This window comes from Streptomyces caeruleatus, from assembly GCF_001514235.1.
GTDB lineage: Bacteria > Actinomycetota > Actinomycetes > Streptomycetales > Streptomycetaceae > Streptomyces > Streptomyces caeruleatus.
Map to the genome: position 1 here is coordinate 39,360 of NZ_KQ948946.1, position 18,052 is coordinate 57,411.

Sequence of the window (18,052 nt, forward strand, 5' to 3'; positions counted from 1 at the left end):
GATCAGATGTCGGCGCGCGGGGTGTGCGGCGCGGCCCACCCGGCGACCGCTGAGGCGGCGGCCGGGACGAGGGCGAGGACGAACGGTTCCAGCGCGTCGGGCATGCCGGAGATGAGGGACGGGTCGTCGGTGACGGCGCCGAGGATGGCGAGCCCGGCGAGGCTGGCCAGGTAGGCGAGCACTGAGCCCGCCTTGACCTTCTTCTCGATCGGGGCAGACGGAGATGCCATGGTGCTACCTCACTTCTTGGGGAGTTTGAGCTTCTGGCCGGGCGTGATCGCGTCGGCGTCGGCGAGCTTGTTGAGGACGGCGATCTCCCGCCAGCGGTTGCCGTCGCCGAGCTTGGAGGCGGCGATGGACCAGAGGGTGTCGCCCTTGGCGACCGTGTAGGTGACGGTCGTGCCGGGCGACCAGGAAGCCTCGTGCTTGAGGCGCTCGGCGACTCGCTTACGGACGTCGGCCATGGAGATCCCGGGGCCGCGCGGGTCGACCTTGCCCGGCTGCCACTCCTTGTGGCCGATCACGGAGATGGCGCCCTCGCCGTCCGCGTTCCAGTCGTGCGCCCGGAGCAGGGCGGCCGAGGCGCGCACGATGGCCTCGACCTGCGCCGCGGGCCACGGGTCCTGGCCGTCGCCCATGTTCACGCACTCGAAGCCGTAAAAGCGGGCGTTGCCGTCGGTGTTGGCCTCGTTCGCCGCGGGCAGCGCCTTCTCGTCGCGGACCGCGGCGAGCACGTCGTCATCGCCCAAGCCCGCGTGGTTGGTGCGCCCGTAGCCGACGAGGTGGACGACGCCGGCCTTGTCGATGACCCCGTGGCACAGCGGCCCGGGAAGCCCCGCGTAACCGTCGGTGCAGATGTTCACCGAGGCCTCGGTGCCCTTGGTGACGGTGTGGTGGATCATCACGCCGTTCACCGGGCCCCAGGCGCCCTTGCTGTTGCGGTTGTGGGTGCGCCAGTCACCGTGTTCCTGGACTTTCACGCCCTCGGCGCGGAGCTTCGAGAGGAACGTCGCCGCTGTCAGAGGAGTAGCCAACGTGACTCCAGACATGAGAAAGGCCCCGGCCAGCGGCACGGGGCGGGGAAGCGGGGGAGGTCAGCCGGTCGGTGTGATCGGCTCCGAGTAGGAGTACGACCGCGACGCGGAGTTCAGCCGGAAGTCCGGCGAGGACGCGATGAGGTCGACGAACGCCTGGACGATGTCGGCCATCCCCGGGTCGTCGGGGTTGTCGGTCGTCGCCGTCACGTTGAACGTGACGCCGTACTCGCCGATCGTCGTGAGGCTTTGCGCGGTGACCTTCCACTGACTGGCGGTAGGCCCTTCAGGGGTTCCGAGGGGCATTTAGGGCTCCCTGTTGAAGGTGAAGTGGAATCGCAGGTTGCTGGTGTTCGTCACGGTGAAGATGGAGTTCCGGATGGTGACGATGCCGTCCGTGCCGATGACGCACCCGCCGAACCCGGTGACGCCGTTGTCGAACGATCCGCTGATGGTGGATGCGGAGTTGGGGCGCCATGCGGAGGGAGCGGTGCCGACGGTGACGTCGGCGAATCCGCCGTTCGTGGTCGTGATGTCGCCGCCGGTGCGCTGCACGTAGATGTTCATTTCGACGGTGGCGCCCTGGCGGTTGGCCCAGAAGTTGTTCAACGTCCAGCCGGACGCGATGACGAAACCGGACGTCGTCTCGTCGTCCAGGGAGTAGTCGTTGAGCCGGTCGGCGGTCATCACCATGCCGGACAGCCATACGGTCACAGCCGCCTCCTTACATCGCCACGTAGACGGGGTGGGCCAGGCTGATGGGCTGGCCGCTTGCATGCGCCTTGGTGACGCCGTTGATGCCGCGGGTCACGGTGAAGGTCTGGCTGGTCGTGGTCCCGGTACAGGCGGTCACCCGCATGACCTCGCCGCCTGTGCGGACGTCGAACGGGAACTCCGAGGCGTAGGTGGCCGAGTCGATCCACCGGGCGACCGCGGTGGTGAGCACGTCGACCCCGGTCTCCGAGGCGTCCAGCGCTTCCGCGAGCTGGCATCCGGCGGTGTCCGCGCGCCCGTAGGTGGTGGAGCCGACCACGCCGGCCGTCCACGGCTCACCGGGCACGCAGTTGAAGGTGATGCGCCAGACGTCCGGGCCGACTTCCTCGGTGTATCCGTTGACGAGGACGTCGACGTCGTCGGGGCCGTGGTCATCGGGCACCCGTGTCAGGCGCAGCTTGTCGCCGACGTCGATGCGAAGGATGTCGTCGATCATCTGGAAGACGCGGGGGTTGGCCAGGTCGATCGTGACCCGCGTGTACCGGACCCCGTCGTAGGTGCCCAGATGCACACGCATCCTGGCGACCTGGCGGGCCTGGTCGTCCGTCTCGACGCTGTACGTGTAGGCCTTGTCGTATCGGCCTACACCGCCGTCCTCGGGATCCAGGACGGACAGCTTGCCGTCCTCGCGCACCTCCCGGGCCGGGACGGAGCCGTACTCCCTCTTGATGCTGACGTCGTTCTCGGTGAGCTTGTCGTCGTCGACGGGCTTGAAGGGGGCGCTGATCAGCCCGGCCTTGAAGTCGAGCGTCAGCGCTGGGGGCTGGTTCCACAGCGTGGACTGCCCGCGGTGGATGACCTCGGTCCGGTCCCGGGCATCGAGCAGGTAGCCGAAGTTCGTGCGCGCGCAGTCGTTCATCAGCTCCAGCAGCTTCTTCGACCCCTGGATGCCCATGCGCTGCTGGAACACCGTCTCCCCGGCGACCGAGGCGACGTACCCGGCCTCGGTGGCGAGGCGCACGATGCGGTCCCCGGCACGCTCGCCCTGGAAACCGGTGAACGCGTCGTACATCTCCCCGGCGGTGGGGCCGTTGCCGTCCCAGTAGGTGATGAACCCGACGGACATGTCGGCTGAGCTGAAGCCCGCACCAGCGACCAGCGACCAGTTCAGGCGGATGTCGCGGACCGCCTTGAAGACGATGCCGCTCATGTTGCCGGACGCCCGCTGCACCCCGTCGATGTAGACGGCCCAGTCGGTGGTGGTGGCCAGCGGGTCGATGGTCACCCTGATGTGGTGGCCGCGCCCGTCGAAGATGCCTGCGCTGGTGATGGTGGTGAGGACAAGCCCGCCCGAGGACGTCTCGCCGAACATGCTCCTCAGGACGGTGATCTCGTTGGTGGTCGCGTCGTAGGAGAGCTGGACGCGGTAGCGGTTGTCGCTGTCGGTTCCCGCGCCCCGGTCGTTGATCGACCACGTGCCGTTGGAGATCTCGCCGCCGCCACCCATGAAGAAGTCCACGGACCAGGCGGAGGCCGCCGAGGTGCTGTTGGGGACGCCCCCGGACAGCACGCCGATGGTCTCGGCCTTGAGCTGGAGGACGTCCTCGATCCAGTCCTTGAGCTTGCCGCCCTGCGGGACGGGCGTGTCGCCGCCGAACCCGGTGTCGAGGTAGTACGTCATGTCGCGGCCGCCGACGAGGGACTTGGCGCCGTCGGAGTCGATGCCGTCGGTAAGCGGCCAGCACTCGATCGGGTTGCTTGCCCGGATGAACCGCAGCAACGCACTGTCGGTGGGCTTGTTGCCCGCGTCCATCCGGCGCGTCACACCGGCCGGCGCGATGCTGACGTAGTTGTCGTTGCCCGAACGGTCCCGGGTGGGCGGCCAGGCGGGCACCTCCCCGGCCATGCGGATGTGCCTGTTGGTGAAGACGGAGGCACTCCCGCCGCGCGACCACGTCAAGCCGGTGGAGTCGGTGAACGTGGTGCCGCCCGGGGTGGCGGACCGGGTGTTCATGTTGACCTTGACGGTGCTGCCGTCGAGCAGCTTCAGCGCGTAGGCCTTGCCGCGCATCCGGTTCAGGGATCCGCCTGCGGGGGTGAGGTTGAAGGTGAAGCCGGCACCGATCTCCATGTACGCCGTCCCTGCGTAGACGGAGGTGGTGGAGCCGCCCACGATCGGGTCGCCGAGCAGGTGCCATTCGGTGTCGTCGACGGTGCGCCCGGTGTAGAACCGCAGTTCGTAGCCGCCCGCCCCGTTGTTGATGTCGAGGGTGACGCGCAGCGCCAGCCGCTGCCCGTTGTACGCCTTGAGCGTCTCGGTAGCGGCCTGCGTGACGCGGCTGGCGAACGTGCCGTCGGGGGACCACAGGAACGTCAGGACGCCGTCGAGGATCTCCAGGGCCCAGCAGTCGTTCGCGCTGGGCACGTACCGCAGGGCCAGCATCTGGGACTCCGACCAGTCCTCAAGGGCGATGTCCAGGCGCAGGTCGAAGTCGCCGGTGACGTCCAGGGCGGCGTTGTCGTTGACGAACAGCGAGTTGTAGTCGAGGCCTCCGGGGAGCTCGGCCCACGGCGAGCCGACCTTGTAGCCGAACCGGAAACCGGTGTTGCGGCCGATCAGGTCATACAGCGCGGACTGCGGGGCGCGGGGCGCGTACTTGTAGCCGCGGCTGTCGAGGACGCATTCGCAGCTGGTCGGCTCCGCTGCAGAGGAGGACTCGGCGGACAGGCCGCGGGTGACGGTCACCGTAGACGTGGAGCGGACGTCTTGGCTGATGTCGTTCCACGCCCCGCTGTAGAACAGGTCGGCCCAGATGGGCGGGGGCAGGCTCGGCATCAGTAACCTCCCGCGTACTTGACGATGTCGCCTCCGGACGTGACCCGGACGTTCTCCTGAAGGAACTCACGGAAGCCGCCGCCGTTGATCTGGAGCACGATCGGGCGCCCTCCGTCTCCCTGCATGTTCAGCAGGCCCTGGAGCTTGCTCAGGGGAAGCACGGCCTCCTGCTCTCGGCCTTCACCGATCATGGCCAGGGTCGGCCCGGTGGTGACGCCGCCCTCGGCGAGGTAGGGGATGTAAGGGATGAAGGGGATGTCGACGCCCGGGATGCTGTTGGCCCCGGCGATCAGCTTGTTCACGCCATAGATGCCGTCGTTGAGCAGGCCGATGATTCCGTTGAGTGCCCACTTCAGGCCGTCGGTGACGCCATCCCACATGCCCTCGAAGAATCCGCCGATCTTCGAAACCCAACCAGAGACCGACTTGGAGATGTTGCTCCACTGGGTGGAGATCCAGCCGGTGATCGCACCCCAGTTCTTGATGATGATGCCCAGCGGGGTGAAGTTGAAGAAGATCGTCTTCACCATGTCGACAGCCCAGTTAAAGATGCCGACGATGTCGTCCCACAGTCCCTTCAGCCAGTCCCAGACCGCGCTGAAGATCTTGATGGTCCACGCCTTGATCGTGTCCCAGTTCTTGATGATCACGACTGCCAGACCTACGACAGCCGCGATGATCAGCGCGATCGGCCAGATGGACAGCAGCCACGCGGCCGCCATAGTGATCGCGCTCAGGGTGGCGGATGCAGCCATGGCGATCCAGGAACCCACCCATGCCGCCGCCGTGGCGATGGCCGAGCCGACAGCGGTCGCGGCGGTGGCGACGGTCCCGGCCCCGAACAGGGCGAAGGTGCCGATGAGACCGAACAGCGCGGTACCGATCTGCGAGATCGTGCCGACCCAGCTGCCCATGACGCCCGCACCGACCTGGTTGCGCTGTGCCTCGTTGAGGTCGATCTGCGCGCCCTTGGCGTCGATGGCCGCCTGCTTGCCGTCGAGCTGGGCCTGGTTGTAGTCCTCGGTCGCCTGCTTGCCGTCGAGCTTGGCCTGCTTGGCATCCGCGTCCGCCTGGGTCAGGTCGATCTGCGCCTGCTCAGCCTCAAGGGAGTTGGGACCGAACTCCTTGACCGCGTCGTTGTACTCCTTCTGGGCAACCTTCTGGTCGAGCAGGGCCTGCTTGAGGTCGATGCCGGACTGGACGCCGTCCACCTGCGCCTGGTTGGCATCGATCTGGGACTGCTTCATGTCCTGGTTGGCCTGCTTGACGTCGAGCGCGGCCTGGGCGACGTCGTTCTGTGCGCGCGCGAGGTCGTCGGCGCGCTGCTCTCCCGTGTTCCAGAGGTCGACGGCGCCGTTGACGATGTCGCCCATGCTGGCGAACGCGCCTGCGGCCCCGAGCGCTCCGACGCCGACCTTGTCCATGCTGCTGGCGAGACCGCCGGCCTGGCTGTCCGCCTGGTTGAGGTCGCCGCTGGCAGAGCTGGCCGCGTCGCCCAGTCCGTCGATGCTGGTGGTTGCGTCATTGATCGTTGCGGACGTGTTGCCGATGTCCGCGGCGATCTCAACTGTCACGTCGGACATGCTCGTCACCCCCCATCGACCTGTTGATGCCGCGGATGGCCGCGAGCATTTCTTGCGGCCCCTTCCGTTCGGTTCCGTAGGGCAGCAGGAAGTCCTGCGGTGTGAATCTCTTGCTGCCCTTGCCCCGGTTGGCGTTGGCGATGGTGGCGGCGATGGTGGCCGCCTGGATGTCGTGTCGGCGCCTGCCGAGTGGGCCGGTGATTTTCTCGAAGGCCATCCACTCGGTCAGTTCGGCCGAACCCAGCCGGGAGTCGAGGTCGGCCACCGTCATCCCGAGATGCTCCGCTAGTCGGAAACGGAAGAGCCGCTCTGGGCGGCGTCGGAGTTTCCCTCTGCTTCCTTCACGGCGAACCGGCCCATGCGTGAGAGCTCCTGGACCTTGGCTGCCAGCCGCTCGATCACCGCGCCGGACTTCTTGCTCAGCTCGCCGATCTCCTTGTTGGTGTAGAGCCGCTCGAAGTTCTCGTCCACCAGTCCGAAGGCGACAAGCTTCTCTCGGTACGTCTTGAGCGACTCGATCCGCAGCTGTGGGCTCTGGCCGTTGGCGACGACGCTGCCAGCCTCGATGTAGCCCCGGTCGGCGGCCGTCAGCTCCATGAGACGGACCATCGCGCCCTCGCCCCACTCGGGCACGGGCACGTCCTCCCACGTCCGGTCCACGGCGGAGTTGATCTGTGCCTTCGTCAGTAGTGCCATGGTGCGTTGTTCCCCGTTCTCGTCAGGCGCCAGTCGCGGACAGCACAGGCTTGCCGGAGATCTTGAACGTGGCCGTCCGCTCCATCTTGTCGTCGTGCGGGAACTCGTCTCCGAGGCTGGTGATCAGAGCGGAGAACTCCCATGTGTGCTCGTCCGCCTTCCCCGGGAGGATGACGACCTGGTACTCACGCAGGTCGTCCTCCTCGAAGTCGTCGTCGAGCGCCTGGTGGGTCGTGTCGCCGGGGTCGTAGTTGATGGTGATCTCGACTTCCCCGCCGTCCTTCAGGCCCTTGACGAACTCCCGGTACTTGTCGGGGGAGTCGTGGGCGGTGACCTCGATGGCCTCCCTCGACCTCGAAGGACCGGAAACGTCCGAGATGTTGGCGACGGCCACGAAGGTCCCGGCGCCGTTGGAGTCACGCTTGAGCTGGGTACCGAATGCGTCAAGACCGGCCATGGTCTCCGCCCTTCTGAGTTTGTCCGGCGCTTTGCGGCCGGTCGTGGATCGAGCGATTACGCGGGGGCGACCTCAGTGCCGACCCGGAACGTCATCGGTACGTGCCGGATGTCGCCCGGGGGCTCGGGATCCTTGAGCGTCTGCAGGGACACGAACCGCGTCCACCGGTGGACGTGGCCCTCGATGGTCAGCGGTGTGTGGTCCAGGACCTGGAGCACACGGGCCGCGATCGTGAGGCTTGTGGCGAAGCCGCGGTTCTGGTCCCAGATGTGCAAGGTCTCCAGCACCTCGGAGCCGAACCGGTCGTGCGCGTTGGACGGGGTCTCCACCGCCTCACCGATGACGATGTACGGGTACGGCTGCTTCTCGTTGACCCAGTCGAAGACGCCCTTGATCAGGTCCATGAGCGGCGCGTCGGCCAGCAGCGCGTTACGCAGGCCGTCCTGCGTGGGCAGCGCAGCCAGCCCCGGAATGGGGCTGCTCACCGCAGGGCCCGCCGTACTTCTTCCGTCAGCCGGGCTGCGAAGCGGCTCCGCTCCCGCTCCAGCGCCGGATACAGCGACGGCTGCGCGGGCCGCCTGCGGGTACCGAACTCGACATAGGTGGCGTAGGAGTTCTCGGGGCCGAACCAGCCGACATCGGCGACCAGGCCGCCCTCGCGGAATCGGATGTCGACGGCGTCCTTGAGGTGGTGGCTGTCGCCGCCCCTCGTGTCGACCGGCACGTTGCGCTTGACGTCGTCGCGCACCGCCTCGGCCGACTCCTTCACGGCCTCCACCACGGAATCCTTGATCTGGTCGGGCAGGTCCTGGAGGCGTTCCTTCAGTCGAGCTGTGCCGGTGACCCTTACCGATGCCGCCATCGCCGTCACCTCCTGCTGATCTGCTTGCGGATGGTGTGCAGTTCGCCGGCGACGGCGAGCAGGGCCCACGCGATGGCACGCGGCACGTCTACGCGGGCGTTGTCGGCGAGGGCTTCCTCGGCACGGGCGCGGCACTCCTGCGCCTCCAGCTGCGGGAGGCGCGGCCGCTCCTGCCCGGCCGTCACGTGCCCAGCTCGAAGGGGCGGACCGTCAGGGAGGTGACGCCGCTGTAGGTGATTGCGGCCCGGCCGTTCGAGCCGCGGAAGACGTTGGAGAGCGGGATGATGGCGTGCTTCCCGGCAGCCACAGCCACCGCGGTGTCCGCGACGGCAAGCCCGGACACCGTGCCCGGGGTGGCGATGGTGACGGTGATGGAGCCGCCGGAGCCGTTGTTGACGTACAGGAACCGACCGGGGCCGACCGGGGCGGTGTCCCCGCCGGCGTTGGCCGCGGTCGCCGCGGCCGCGACATCGGCGGTACCGGTGGCGACCGGCACCGTGGTGAGGCTGAGGTCAGCCATCGGGTTCCCCTTCTCCTTGAGTGAGCTCGACAAGAGCCTTGCTGTAGACGGGCGTTGATGGCTGCACGACGGACTGCACACGGAACACCTGGTCGTTGCCGAGCGCGTCGGTACCGCGCAGCTCGTCGCCGCGGCGGACGTCCGCGCTCGGCAGCATGAAGATGTCGTGCGAATGCCGGGACAGGGTCGATGCCGCGACCATCCGCTCGGTCGGGGAGGGCTGGTCGACCTTGGCCCGCACCGTGCCCTTGAGGACCAGCGTCGTTGTCTGCCCGCCGTGCCCGTCGTCGGCAGTCTCAGGCCGGTGCACCTCCAGCCGACGGTTGAGGTACCGGCCGATGCTGCCGCGGCCTCTCACCGGAACCTCACCATGGCGGCGCCGCCACCGAACCGTGCGGCGAGCCGCTCGCGCAGGTAGCTCGGCAGCTCCATCGTGGTGATCAGCCCGGAGTCCCCGTAGGTGACGGAGTAGTCGCCGATCCGCTCCGAACGGATGTCGGCGGCGGCCAGGCCGGCGCCCTCCGGGTCGGCCCGGAAGTCGGTCAGCGCGGTCGCCGTGATCCGGCACACCAGGTCGACGATGTCCGAGGGCACCGGATCCAGGCCGTGCGTCTGGACGACCTCGACCTCCGACGGGCCGCAGTCCGGCGACCAGCCGCACGCCCGCCACAGGCGGTGCGAGCGCAGCCGCCAGTCGGCGACCGCCTCGCCGTCCAACTCGACCGAGGCGACCGACAGGATCGGCAGCCCCGGCAGGGTCAGCCACTCGGAGGCCGGCCCTTCCAGGACGACGGTGGACGTGGTCTGCGAGATCGGTACGCCGGCGGCCTCACGGACCGCGGTGGAGGCGACGTCGAGGTAGGTCTCAACGACGGGTTCCTCCTCCGCGGTCACGTCCAGGCCGCGCGTGGTGAGGTCGGCGAGAGTCGCCAGGGGATCGAGCGCCATGGCCATCCCCCCTTTCTGGTCAGCCGACCATGGCGATCAGGTCGTCCTTGGTGTACGCCTCGGCGTCCTCGCGGGACAGGAGTCCCTTGCGGACGATGTGGTCGATCCACTCCGCCTTGGGTGCGTCCTCGTCCGGCCGCCCGTCGCTGGGCGCCGCTGGGGTGGGCTTCTCGGGCAGCTCTTGCAGCTGCGCCTTGGTCATCGCCTCGGCGTCCGTTTCGGGGATGGCGTGCGTGGCCATGGCCCACAGGACCCAGTCGTCCTTGCTCGCCCGCGCGCCCGGGCGGGGAACGGCACCCTCGGTGAGAGCACTGCCCTGCTCGGCCGCCGGGCCCGGTGCCGGGGCGGCGCCGGAGTAGGGGGAGCCGTCCTTGTTGACGCGTTTGATCTGGCCCTTGGCGAGCCGATCCGCGATTGCCTCGGGCAGGGGCAGGTCCATCACGAAGATGGCCCCGCCCTCCCCGCGCACATAGATCGTCTCGGCCATGTCAGGTGTTCCTCGCGACCTTCAGGACGGTGACCGTGCCGGTCGTGGTCGTCGATTCGAAGATCATCGAGCCGTCCGACTGCACGAACCGGCCGGACTCGAACGGGCCGATGAACTCGGCCGTGCCGAACGCCACGGAGACGGTGAGGTCGCCCTGCCCGGCGGCCAGCGCGGGAGGGGAGTCACCCGCCTTCACCGTGAACGTGAGCGCGGTGTCGTCGTCGGTGTTCGTCACGCGGAGCACCGTGAGCTCCGGGAACGCGTTGGCCAGCTGCATGTTGTTCGTCGGCGCGGCCACGAGCGTCGTGCCGGCGGGCTGGGTGACGTTGTCGTTCGCCACCAGATTCGTGTAACTGAGCGCGGTTGTCGCCATGGTTCAGGTCTCCGATCAGGCGGCGGGGTTGATGAACGCGGCGGCCAGGTGGTCCGGGCGGATGACCTTCGCGCCGTACAGGGCCAGGCCCTTGACCGCGTCCTCGAACCCGTTCTCCGGGCGGTAGGCCTCGGTCTTGTTGATCTGCTCGGCGAAGGTGACGGCCTCCTTCACGCCGGCCTGGACGACCGTGGTGTCACCGGTCGGCACGGGGCAGTTGTTCGACTCGTAGATGTCGAAGCCGGCCGCCCGACCGACGAACCCGTTGCGCAGTCCCTGGTCCGTGCCCGCCGCGTCGGCCTTCACGAACCGGTCGTCCTTCAGCAGCGACGCGTAGAACTCCGGCGGCACGATGACGTACCGGCCCATCTTCGGCACGTTCGCCTTGGACAGCTTCGTGCGCAACGGCACCAGGACGTCGTCGTAGGCGTCCGTCGGCGTGGTGTACGTGTCGACCGGCGAGCCGACCACGTTCAGGAAGTTCGCGGACTGGATCTGCGTGTACAGCCCGGCCACGTACTGGTCGATCGTGTCGGCGAGCGCGTAGGCGGCCTCGCTCATCGCCTGCGGGATGAGGTTGGACTTGGCCTGCCGCTTGTCGACGTCGTCGATCGAGAACGCCCAGTACTTCGACTGGTCCACCAGCAGCGTGCGCTGGCCGGTGGTCAGGTTCTCCGGGGTGATCGTCGTCGACCCGGGAGTGTAGGTGCCGACCGACGGCCGGGACACCGACGTGATGCGGACAGTGTCGCCCGCCTCCGCGATCTCGCCCTCGTAGTCGCGGTTGACCACGGTGGGGCTCGCGTAGATGAGCTCCTTGCGGGTCGCGACGAGCAGCCGCGAGCTCCAGATTTCGGGAACGAAGTTCCGCACGGTCATGGGTGTGCCTCCTGGCTACTTGCCCGCCATGAGGTCGTCGAGCCGCCCGTCGATACGGGCCTTGTCGATCGCCTCAGGGGTCATGGATTTCAGGTCCTGCTGGGTGAGCTGCTTCGGCCGGGACGCCTTGCGCGCTGCTCCGCCGTCGCCGGTGCCCTGGAACCTCTTTGCCGTTGCGGCTGCCAGGTAGGGCTTGGACTTGAGGAGATCCGTGATGGCCTCCTCAACCTCCTCGGGGTCGATCTCGCCGTCCTCGCCCACCTCGAACTGGTCGAGGTCGAGGAACGTCATCGCATCCTTCGGGTCCGCGAGACGGCCCTTGGCCGCGGCCCGGATCTCGGCCTTGAGGATGCGGTCGTTGGCCTTGGCCATCGCGTCGGTCTCCGCCTTGCGGCGGGCCTGCTCGGCGTCGTCGGCGCCGTCCTTCTCCGCGAGGGCCCGTTCCAACTCCCGCCGCTTGTCGCGCTCGGTGCGCCACTTGCCCTTCATGGAGGCGAGCGCGCGCTTGCCCTTGTCGCCGAGCTCGTCGGCGCCCTCGGGGTCCGCGTCGTCGTCCGCGCTGCCGTCGCTGTCGTCGGCGCCAGAGTCGTCCTGGTCGTCCGAGGCGTTCCCGCTGTCGTCGCCCTGGTCGTCGGCGTCGCCGTCCTGGTCCTCGTCCTCGGCGCCGCCGAGGATCGGCCAGACCGGGTACAGCTCGCTGTCGTCCTCGCCGGGGCGGGCCTTGCGCCAGCCCAGCGCGCGGGCGCCGGTGCGCGGGTGTACGGGCAGGGGTGCGTGCATGATGTGTCTCCCGTTGCGGGGTAAGGGACCGGGCGTTGCGCGCGGTCAGATCAGGCGATGAAGCCGTGCCGGGTCAGCAGGCGCACCGCGTGGTCGCGGTCGTCGGCGAGCCGGTAGATCTCCTCCGGCATGAGCCGCGGAGTCTGCGAGACGCGGTAGCGCTGGCCCTGCACCTTCTGAAGGTTCTTCAGGCGGGACCCTGCGAAGCCGCGGGACGTGATGCCCTCGGACGTGGCCTGCACTCGTCGGCCGAACACGGTCGCCGAAGTCATGCCCCGGCGGGCGTTGACGACCTGCGCGATGTCCGCGCCGTCCTCGATCGCCTTCGCTCCGGCCTGCCCGAACGTCTTGCGGCGCTCGGCGGGCGACATCGCGTCGAAGATCTCTTCGGGGCTGGTGGCCGTCGGCCGGTGGTCGGCCGTGACCGGGTCCATCGAGCACTTGCACTTCGGGTGACGCTGGAACGCGCGGGACACCGACGACTCGACGCCGCCGAGGATGATGCACCGGTTGCAGGCGCCGGCCTCCACCACGCGCACGTAGGACTTGATGGCCGGCCGGGACACCATGGCGACCTGGTCGGCGACCCTGCCCGCGTCCGCCACCGCGGTCTGCACGATCACGTCCAGGAGTGCCTGACCGCTGAACATCGCCTGGGCGATAGGCCTGCCCGCGGTGACCAGCCGAAGCGCGGCCCACATCGGCGCCATCAGCACGCTCGCGAGCGGCCGCCCGCCGCCGTCGACACCGGCCAGCGCAGCAGGCACCAGGCGTCCGGACTCCGGCTGTTCGGGATCCGCGCCGAGCAGCCCCTCAAGCCACGGCTCAGCGCCGCGCGCGGCGGCCAACTGCCCGGCGGCGACGAGCGCCACGGTGCGGGTAAGGAGACCGAGCCACGACGTGTAGATGTTGTCGCGGTCCAGGTCGTGCCACACGCTGCGGGCCGCGCGCCCAGTCGCCTCGACGAGACGAGCACGGGCCTCCATGTGAGCGACCGCGTCCGGGGTCGGGCTCATGCCGCGGCCTCCGAGTCCTCCAGCTCATCCGGGTCCTCGCCCTCCGCGTCCGGGTCGTCCTCACCGGGAGGCTCGGGCGTCCCGGCGGTCAGGGTGCGCGTGATCTCGGCGACGGGGTCCATCTCCATCTCCCGCTCCCGCATCTTCACGACCTCGGCCACCTCGGTCGGCGTGAGCCCGTACCGCAGGGCCAGCCACTCGAAGGGGAACCCGAGCTGCTTCATCTTCAGCAGCGCGTCCGCCATCTGCGCGTGCGAGCGGGACTCGGTATCGGCCCACAGCACGCGGCCCGAGCGCAGCGCCTCGGCCTTGGCGTCCTCGCCCTTGGCGAGGGCGATCAGCCGGGCCACCTCGCGCAGGCCCTGCCCGTACCAGAGGATCTTTTCGTCGCACCGCTTCACCAGGCCGGTCTCTGCGGCGAGCAGCGCGCCCTCGGCGAGGTTGGCCATCTTCCCGATCAGGTAGTGCTGCGGGGTGCGGGACTGCGCGGCGAGGTGGCCGACGGCAACCTCCAGGATCCCGGTGTACATGGCCAGGTTCGCGGCCGGCCACGAGTCGATCCGGGCATCCTTGCCGGTGATCCACGCGACCCGGTCCACCATGAACTTGTCGAGGTCGACGGGCTGCTGTCCGATGATCTCGCCTGCGCTGTTCAGCTTCGGGATCATCGGGCGTTCCGCGCCCATGACGACACGCTGCGGGAACGAGGCCGCGTCGCTCGCGGTGAACAGCTGCGCCCACACCAGGTTGATCGCATCCTGCATCGCGACGACGCCACCGACGTCGCTGATCGGATCCTCGACGAGCATCGGCTTGTTGGGGAGCTCCACCATCGGGACGACGAGCATGGGGTTCGGCTGCGGGTTCGGCTCGTCGCCCATGTCCCGCGGCCGCCACGTCTTCAGCTCCTCGTCGACGTCGGCCATCTGCGGGGACTTGTCCTGCTGCGCGAGCGGGCGGCAGAACTTCCACACCTCGTCCTTCAGGTACAGCGTGGCGAAGTCCTGGTTGCCGTCTTGCCAGCGCTTCAGTGCCGCCCTGCGGTTCCGGCGCGAGCCGGGCTCGTAGGCGACGATCGACTGCGACGCGTCCTCGAAGGTGACGACGGGCATGTCCGGGTCGTCGGGGTCACCCCACACCAGCACGAAGCAGCGCGCCCCCGTCACAGCGCCGAGGAACCCGAGCTGGCTGTCGGCGTCGAGGCCGTTGACCTGCCACACCCGCCACAGATCCTTGTCGGCCTGCGTCTCGCCGTCGGCCAGGAAGCCGGTCACGGTCAGCCGCTCGACCGGACTGTCCGCAACGACCTGGGTCCAGTTGTCGCTGAAGTCCTTGTAGCGCGCGCCGTGGAACTTCGCGAACTCCGGCGACGCGAACTTCAGCGGGTGGTCGCCTCGGTAGTAGGCGTTGTACCGGTCGATCGGTCCTCGCCGGCGGATCAGTTCGTTCTCCAGCAGCGCGACCAGCTGGAGAGCCTGCCCCTCCGTAGCCATCAGGCCCTCCTCAACCGCCGTAGTAGTAGGACACGGTGCGCTCGGCCAGACCCGCGGCGATGACATCGCCCAGCGCCTCGTGCGCCAGGACGCTGGTGACCGTGGCGTCGATCTTCTGGACGGGACTTGCCTTACGCAGGACGTACCGGTCCATCGGCCGCGCGGCCGCGCGGGTGTTCTCGATATGCGACTGGGTGATCGGGCACCCGTCATGCGTGAAGGCGGCACCCGTGGCGTTGCGCTTCAGCACGTCCGTTCTCAGCCGCTCGCACGCCGCGTGCATCTGGACGATGCGGCGGGTGTGCCAGCGGATCACCCGTTCCTCGCCGTACTCGTCGACCCACTCGTCGACCTCGGTCTCCCAGTACGGCGGATCCGCGTACAGCCGGACCACGTCGTACCGGCGCATCACCTGGTTCATCGCCGCCCGCACTTCGGCGCGCGGCACCTGGCCGTCGTAGTCGGCGGGGTTCCAGATCGTCGGCGCATCGTCCGGCCCGTACAGCGGCGTGAACTGGTAGCCGTCCATCGTTTCTGCGCGCAGCGCGGTCCAGTCGTCCACGTCCGAGCCATCGAACCCGAGCACGATGCGCGTCATCGGAGGCACACGACGCCGCTTCGCCTTGGTCGCCCACTTCGCGCCGTCCAGCCAGGACGCCGTACCGGCCACGCACCGGTTGCCGAAGAACCGTTCGGCCTGCGCCGGGTCCTTCTCCATGATCTCGGAAGCCTCGGCTTCGATGGCGTCGAGGTCGACGTGAGACGAGCCCGCATAGACCGCGGCGTGGATCTTCCGGCGGTCCCGCTTGTTGCTGTACGACAGGGACTTCGGAGCCTCGGGGTGGTACTTGAAGATGTCCTTCGCCTTGGCCTCGTGCGTCGTCTGGGCGACCGAGGCCTCGGACGGATCCCACCCGTTCGTCGTCTCCATCGAGCGGCCGCCCATGCCGGCCGCGCCGCGGCGCTGGGTCTCGGCGGCCTTCCGCAACTTGTTCGCCGCGGTGTACAGGCCGGACTCGTCCTGCATGGCGAAGACGATCGGGTTGCCCAGCCGGGACAGCGCGGACGACGTGACCGTTTCGATCTTGCCGTCGTCGCCGACGCGGGTGAACTCCTCGCCCACCTTCATCAGCTCGCTGAGCGGGCCCTTCTTCACCATCGCCTGGAGCGGCCGGTAGACGTTGTCGACCTGCGACTCCGACGTGGCCATCAACTGGATCAGGGGAGTAGGCCACGGCGTACCCATCGGGTCGCCCGGCTCGTACTCGTACCACCAGCCGCACCCGCACCCGTGGTCCGAGCACCGGTACCGCTCACCGCCGCGCGCCCACCCGTCGAACACGACCGGGCCGGCCGCCTCGGCGAGGACGATCGTCGCCGACCACGGCCCCTTGCCCGTCTTCTGCGGGGCCACGATCTGACTGCGCCGGTAGTGGAACGCGGAGGCGAACCGCCGCTCGCCGTTCTCCCGGTACGGATCGACGCCGGGCTTCACCCGGTAGTGGTTGGCCGTGCACCACAGCTGCCACGGGTACAGCTGCATGTCCTCGCCCGCGCGGAAGCCGTCCGGGACCGGGCAGTGGCGCTCGATCCAGTCGGGGACGATCCACAGGGTGGGGAAGTCGACGACGAACTCGGGCCCGGCGTCAGGCCCCTTCGCCACTGGGCACGACCTTCAGCCGGTCACGGGCCGACGGGCGCCGCGCGGCCGGGGCCGCGGTCTCCGCCGCTCCCTCGTCGTCGCCCTCCACTGCGGGGGCGACCTTCCACCGGTTGCGGTTCATGCCCGCCACGCTCAGGCCTAGCGAGTCGAGGTACCCGCGCACCATCTTCTTCACGTCCACCCGGCCGTCGGCGCGCTCCGCCTCGGCGAGCGTCCGCGCGAACAGCGCGACCTCCAGCTCCTGCCCCATGTCCTCCCACGCCACGGCCTGCGGCTTCGCCCACAGCTCATCCCACAGATCCAGCTCACGGTCGGACGGCGTAGTCAGCGGCCACTCGGGCGCCGGCGCCTGGCGGCCCTCGGCGGGCAGCGTCCGCCACCCGCCCTTGTCCTGGGACCTCGTGCTGCGCAGAGACCGAGGGTCCGGCGGCGGCCCGGAGACCGCGCGCGCTCCACCACGGGGCATGTCGATCACTCCTTCAACGCGCCGCATTGCGCAGCACCAAGCCGTCACCTTGCGTGACAGCGGGGACCCTCTGAACCCGACGGACCAGGCAGCGCCCTCCCCCGCGCTGTTCACCCCCGGGCCGGTTGGGGGTCACCCCCCTGGGTCGCGTGACCGTGCGTCACGTTCCCCAGGTTTCGGCTGCGGTTTTGCGGGAGTGGTGCCGCTTGCTCATGGCCTGCCAGTTGCTCGGGTCGAAGCCGCGGGGACCGAGTGGTCCGAGGCCGTCGATGTGGTCGACCTCGGTGGCGAGGTCGCGCTGCAGCAGGGGGAGGGCAGCGCACTCGGTGCACTCGCACCAGGGATGGTCACGCAGGTACTCGGCGCTGGCCTTGCGCCATGCCGTGTTGTAGCCGCGCTGGTTGGGCTGGGGTCTGGCTGCTCGGGTCTTGGCCTGGCAGGCAGGGCAGCGCCCTCCTGGGGTGAGGGTGGGGCAACCAGGTGTGGGGCAGACCTGTAGCGCCTTACGCGCCACGGGAGGTATGCGTGCGCGCCTGGACGGATACGTCGTGGCGGGGGATCCATCCTGTGTTCAGCCCGCACGGGCATGTGAGGCAGGCACGCCCTGTGGCCTCGCACCTGGCCCATCCGTCTACGGGGGAGAGCTCTCGGATCTCGGCGACGACCTTGGGTGTGTGGATCATCGCGTCTCCTGTCATGGGCAGTTGATGGCGAGGTGTGGCCATGCGTCCGGCCATGCGTCCTGCGTCCCGCTGTGCGTCCTGTAGGCGTCCGGGTCGGCGTACCAGCGGGCTCGGCAGACGTACTGTGCGGCGTCTCGGCTGTGCGTGACCTTGAGGTAGTAGAGCTCGTATCCGGTGAGCGTCTTGGCCCGGTTGCGGATGGCGTCCTGGGCGTCCTGCTTGGTGGCGCCGGGGAGGATTAGGTCGGTGTGGCCGATGCGCGGGTGTCCGCCCTGGGGTTGGGACGCACGGGCGGCCGTGGTGCCGGCGTCCTGCTGGTTGGTCCCGCAGCTGGTGAGTGTGAGTGCGGCGATGGCGGCCGCGATGGTGCGGAGACGCATGGTTCCCCCTGTGCCTGCGTGGTGACTGTCCATCATGCGCAGGTGTGGGGGTGGGGTGTAAGCGGTGTGACGAGGCTGTGACGGCGCCGTGTGGCTGGCACGACGAAGCCCCGGCCGGGGGGACCGAGCCGGGGCTTCGTGTGCGTCTGTGGTGCCGGTTGAGGGCACAGGTGTTCACCGGG

25 protein-coding genes are annotated in these 18,052 nt (G+C 68.9%); all 25 read right to left on the reverse strand.

What is annotated here, in order from left to right; genetic code table 11:
- Positions 1-2: 2 nt before the first annotated feature.
- A complete protein-coding gene (locus AQJ67_RS41240) occupies positions 3-230 on the reverse strand; it encodes a hypothetical protein (RefSeq protein ID WP_062724757.1) in 228 nt (75 codons plus the stop codon).
- Positions 231-239: 9 nt separating this feature from the next.
- A complete protein-coding gene (locus AQJ67_RS41245) occupies positions 240-1,034 on the reverse strand; it encodes an N-acetylmuramoyl-L-alanine amidase (protein ID WP_062724759.1) in 795 nt (264 codons plus the stop codon).
- Between the two features lie 60 nt (positions 1,035-1,094).
- Positions 1,095-1,340 (reverse strand): hypothetical protein, encoded by a 246-nt coding sequence (locus AQJ67_RS41250; RefSeq protein ID WP_062724760.1) that lies wholly within the window; start codon positions 1,338-1,340, stop codon positions 1,095-1,097.
- Positions 1,341-1,748 (reverse strand): hypothetical protein, encoded by a 408-nt coding sequence (locus tag AQJ67_RS41255; protein WP_062724762.1) that lies wholly within the window; start codon positions 1,746-1,748, stop codon positions 1,341-1,343.
- A gap of 10 nt (positions 1,749-1,758) precedes the next feature.
- The gene (locus AQJ67_RS41260) at positions 1,759-4,584 is read right to left on the reverse strand and encodes a hypothetical protein (RefSeq protein WP_062724764.1); all 2,826 of its coding nucleotides are present in this window, start codon (positions 4,582-4,584) and stop codon (positions 1,759-1,761) included.
- Entirely contained in the window at positions 4,584-6,167 is a 1,584-nt protein-coding gene (locus tag AQJ67_RS41265) for a hypothetical protein (RefSeq protein ID WP_062724766.1), read from the reverse strand. The genes AQJ67_RS41260 and AQJ67_RS41265 overlap by 1 nt, the downstream gene beginning before the upstream one ends.
- The gene (locus AQJ67_RS41270) at positions 6,148-6,438 is read right to left on the reverse strand and encodes a phage tail assembly protein T (RefSeq protein ID WP_062724768.1); all 291 of its coding nucleotides are present in this window, start codon (positions 6,436-6,438) and stop codon (positions 6,148-6,150) included. The genes AQJ67_RS41265 and AQJ67_RS41270 overlap by 20 nt, the downstream gene beginning before the upstream one ends.
- Before the next feature lie 14 nt (positions 6,439-6,452).
- Positions 6,453-6,863, reverse strand: coding sequence for a hypothetical protein (locus AQJ67_RS41275; RefSeq protein ID WP_062724769.1), 411 nt, complete (start codon positions 6,861-6,863; stop codon positions 6,453-6,455).
- Between the two features lie 22 nt (positions 6,864-6,885).
- Positions 6,886-7,320 carry a phage tail tube protein gene (locus AQJ67_RS41280; protein WP_062724771.1) on the reverse strand — a complete coding sequence of 145 codons (435 nt, stop codon included), beginning with the start codon at positions 7,318-7,320 and terminating at the stop codon, positions 6,886-6,888.
- Between the two features lie 56 nt (positions 7,321-7,376).
- The gene (locus AQJ67_RS41285) at positions 7,377-7,805 is read right to left on the reverse strand and encodes a DUF3168 domain-containing protein (RefSeq protein WP_079056508.1); all 429 of its coding nucleotides are present in this window, start codon (positions 7,803-7,805) and stop codon (positions 7,377-7,379) included.
- On the reverse strand, positions 7,802-8,182 hold the full coding sequence (locus AQJ67_RS41290) for an HK97-gp10 family putative phage morphogenesis protein (protein WP_062724773.1): 381 nt from the start codon (positions 8,180-8,182) through the stop codon (positions 7,802-7,804). The genes AQJ67_RS41285 and AQJ67_RS41290 overlap by 4 nt, the downstream gene beginning before the upstream one ends.
- Positions 8,183-8,187: 5 nt before the next feature.
- Complete coding sequence (locus AQJ67_RS41295) at positions 8,188-8,367, reverse strand: hypothetical protein (RefSeq protein WP_062724775.1); 180 nt, start codon at positions 8,365-8,367, stop codon at positions 8,188-8,190.
- The gene (locus tag AQJ67_RS41300) at positions 8,364-8,702 is read right to left on the reverse strand and encodes a hypothetical protein (RefSeq protein ID WP_062724777.1); all 339 of its coding nucleotides are present in this window, start codon (positions 8,700-8,702) and stop codon (positions 8,364-8,366) included. Before AQJ67_RS41300 ends, AQJ67_RS41295 begins: the two co-directional genes overlap by 4 nt.
- A complete protein-coding gene (locus tag AQJ67_RS41305) occupies positions 8,695-9,060 on the reverse strand; it encodes a phage head completion protein (protein WP_062724779.1) in 366 nt (121 codons plus the stop codon). Before AQJ67_RS41305 ends, AQJ67_RS41300 begins: the two co-directional genes overlap by 8 nt.
- Entirely contained in the window at positions 9,057-9,650 is a 594-nt protein-coding gene (locus tag AQJ67_RS41310; protein ID WP_062724895.1) for a head-tail connector protein, read from the reverse strand. The genes AQJ67_RS41305 and AQJ67_RS41310 overlap by 4 nt, the downstream gene beginning before the upstream one ends.
- 19 nt (positions 9,651-9,669) lie before the next feature.
- Entirely contained in the window at positions 9,670-10,137 is a 468-nt protein-coding gene (locus AQJ67_RS41315; RefSeq protein ID WP_062724781.1) for a hypothetical protein, read from the reverse strand.
- A 1-nt stretch (position 10,138) separates the two neighbouring features.
- Entirely contained in the window at positions 10,139-10,510 is a 372-nt protein-coding gene (locus tag AQJ67_RS41320) for a hypothetical protein (protein WP_062724783.1), read from the reverse strand.
- 15 nt (positions 10,511-10,525) lie between these two features.
- Entirely contained in the window at positions 10,526-11,389 is an 864-nt protein-coding gene (locus tag AQJ67_RS41325; protein ID WP_062724786.1) for a phage major capsid protein, read from the reverse strand.
- Positions 11,390-11,404: 15 nt separating this feature from the next.
- A complete protein-coding gene (locus AQJ67_RS41330) occupies positions 11,405-12,169 on the reverse strand; it encodes a hypothetical protein (RefSeq protein WP_208615137.1) in 765 nt (254 codons plus the stop codon).
- Positions 12,170-12,219: 50 nt separating this feature from the next.
- Positions 12,220-13,185, reverse strand: a complete 966-nt coding sequence (locus AQJ67_RS41335) for a hypothetical protein (protein WP_062724790.1) — start codon at positions 13,183-13,185, stop codon at positions 12,220-12,222.
- Positions 13,182-14,678 (reverse strand): phage portal protein, encoded by a 1,497-nt coding sequence (locus tag AQJ67_RS41340; RefSeq protein ID WP_062724792.1) that lies wholly within the window; start codon positions 14,676-14,678, stop codon positions 13,182-13,184. The genes AQJ67_RS41335 and AQJ67_RS41340 overlap by 4 nt, the downstream gene beginning before the upstream one ends.
- Before the next feature lie 10 nt (positions 14,679-14,688).
- Positions 14,689-16,341, reverse strand: a complete 1,653-nt coding sequence (locus AQJ67_RS41345) for a hypothetical protein (RefSeq protein WP_062724795.1) — start codon at positions 16,339-16,341, stop codon at positions 14,689-14,691.
- Positions 16,325-16,807, reverse strand: coding sequence for a hypothetical protein (locus tag AQJ67_RS41350; protein ID WP_244190776.1), 483 nt, complete (start codon positions 16,805-16,807; stop codon positions 16,325-16,327). Before AQJ67_RS41350 ends, AQJ67_RS41345 begins: the two co-directional genes overlap by 17 nt.
- A gap of 160 nt (positions 16,808-16,967) precedes the next feature.
- A complete protein-coding gene (locus AQJ67_RS49950; protein WP_244190777.1) occupies positions 16,968-17,321 on the reverse strand; it encodes an HNH endonuclease signature motif containing protein in 354 nt (117 codons plus the stop codon).
- Between the two features lie 180 nt (positions 17,322-17,501).
- Positions 17,502-17,870, reverse strand: coding sequence for a hypothetical protein (locus AQJ67_RS41355; RefSeq protein WP_062724797.1), 369 nt, complete (start codon positions 17,868-17,870; stop codon positions 17,502-17,504).
- Positions 17,871-18,052: the final 182 nt, after the last annotated feature.

Coding starts and splice junctions, on each gene's coding strand:
- AQJ67_RS41280 (WP_062724771.1), bottom strand. CDS start 7,320: ATGGCCGGTCTTGACGCATTCGGTACCCAGCTCAAGCGTGACTCCAAC.
- AQJ67_RS41350 (WP_244190776.1), bottom strand. CDS start 16,807: ATGCCCCGTGGTGGAGCGCGCGCGGTCTCCGGGCCGCCGCCGGACCCT.
- AQJ67_RS41260 (WP_062724764.1), bottom strand. CDS start 4,584: ATGCCGAGCCTGCCCCCGCCCATCTGGGCCGACCTGTTCTACAGCGGG.
- AQJ67_RS41340 (WP_062724792.1), bottom strand. CDS start 14,678: ATGGCTACGGAGGGGCAGGCTCTCCAGCTGGTCGCGCTGCTGGAGAAC.
- AQJ67_RS41270 (WP_062724768.1), bottom strand. CDS start 6,438: ATGACGGTGGCCGACCTCGACTCCCGGCTGGGTTCGGCCGAACTGACC.
- AQJ67_RS41325 (WP_062724786.1), bottom strand. CDS start 11,389: ATGACCGTGCGGAACTTCGTTCCCGAAATCTGGAGCTCGCGGCTGCTC.
- AQJ67_RS41290 (WP_062724773.1), bottom strand. CDS start 8,182: ATGGCGGCATCGGTAAGGGTCACCGGCACAGCTCGACTGAAGGAACGC.
- AQJ67_RS41240 (WP_062724757.1), bottom strand. CDS start 230: ATGGCATCTCCGTCTGCCCCGATCGAGAAGAAGGTCAAGGCGGGCTCA.
- AQJ67_RS41250 (WP_062724760.1), bottom strand. CDS start 1,340: ATGCCCCTCGGAACCCCTGAAGGGCCTACCGCCAGTCAGTGGAAGGTC.
- AQJ67_RS41265 (WP_062724766.1), bottom strand. CDS start 6,167: ATGTCCGACGTGACAGTTGAGATCGCCGCGGACATCGGCAACACGTCC.
- AQJ67_RS41320 (WP_062724783.1), bottom strand. CDS start 10,510: ATGGCGACAACCGCGCTCAGTTACACGAATCTGGTGGCGAACGACAAC.
- AQJ67_RS41315 (WP_062724781.1), bottom strand. CDS start 10,137: ATGGCCGAGACGATCTATGTGCGCGGGGAGGGCGGGGCCATCTTCGTG.
- AQJ67_RS41330 (WP_208615137.1), bottom strand. CDS start 12,169: ATGCACGCACCCCTGCCCGTACACCCGCGCACCGGCGCCCGCGCGCTG.
- AQJ67_RS41310 (WP_062724895.1), bottom strand. CDS start 9,650: ATGGCGCTCGATCCCCTGGCGACTCTCGCCGACCTCACCACGCGCGGC.
- AQJ67_RS41300 (WP_062724777.1), bottom strand. CDS start 8,702: ATGGCTGACCTCAGCCTCACCACGGTGCCGGTCGCCACCGGTACCGCC.
- AQJ67_RS41355 (WP_062724797.1), bottom strand. CDS start 17,870: ATGCGTCTCCGCACCATCGCGGCCGCCATCGCCGCACTCACACTCACC.
- AQJ67_RS41335 (WP_062724790.1), bottom strand. CDS start 13,185: ATGAGCCCGACCCCGGACGCGGTCGCTCACATGGAGGCCCGTGCTCGT.
- AQJ67_RS41275 (WP_062724769.1), bottom strand. CDS start 6,863: ATGGCACTACTGACGAAGGCACAGATCAACTCCGCCGTGGACCGGACG.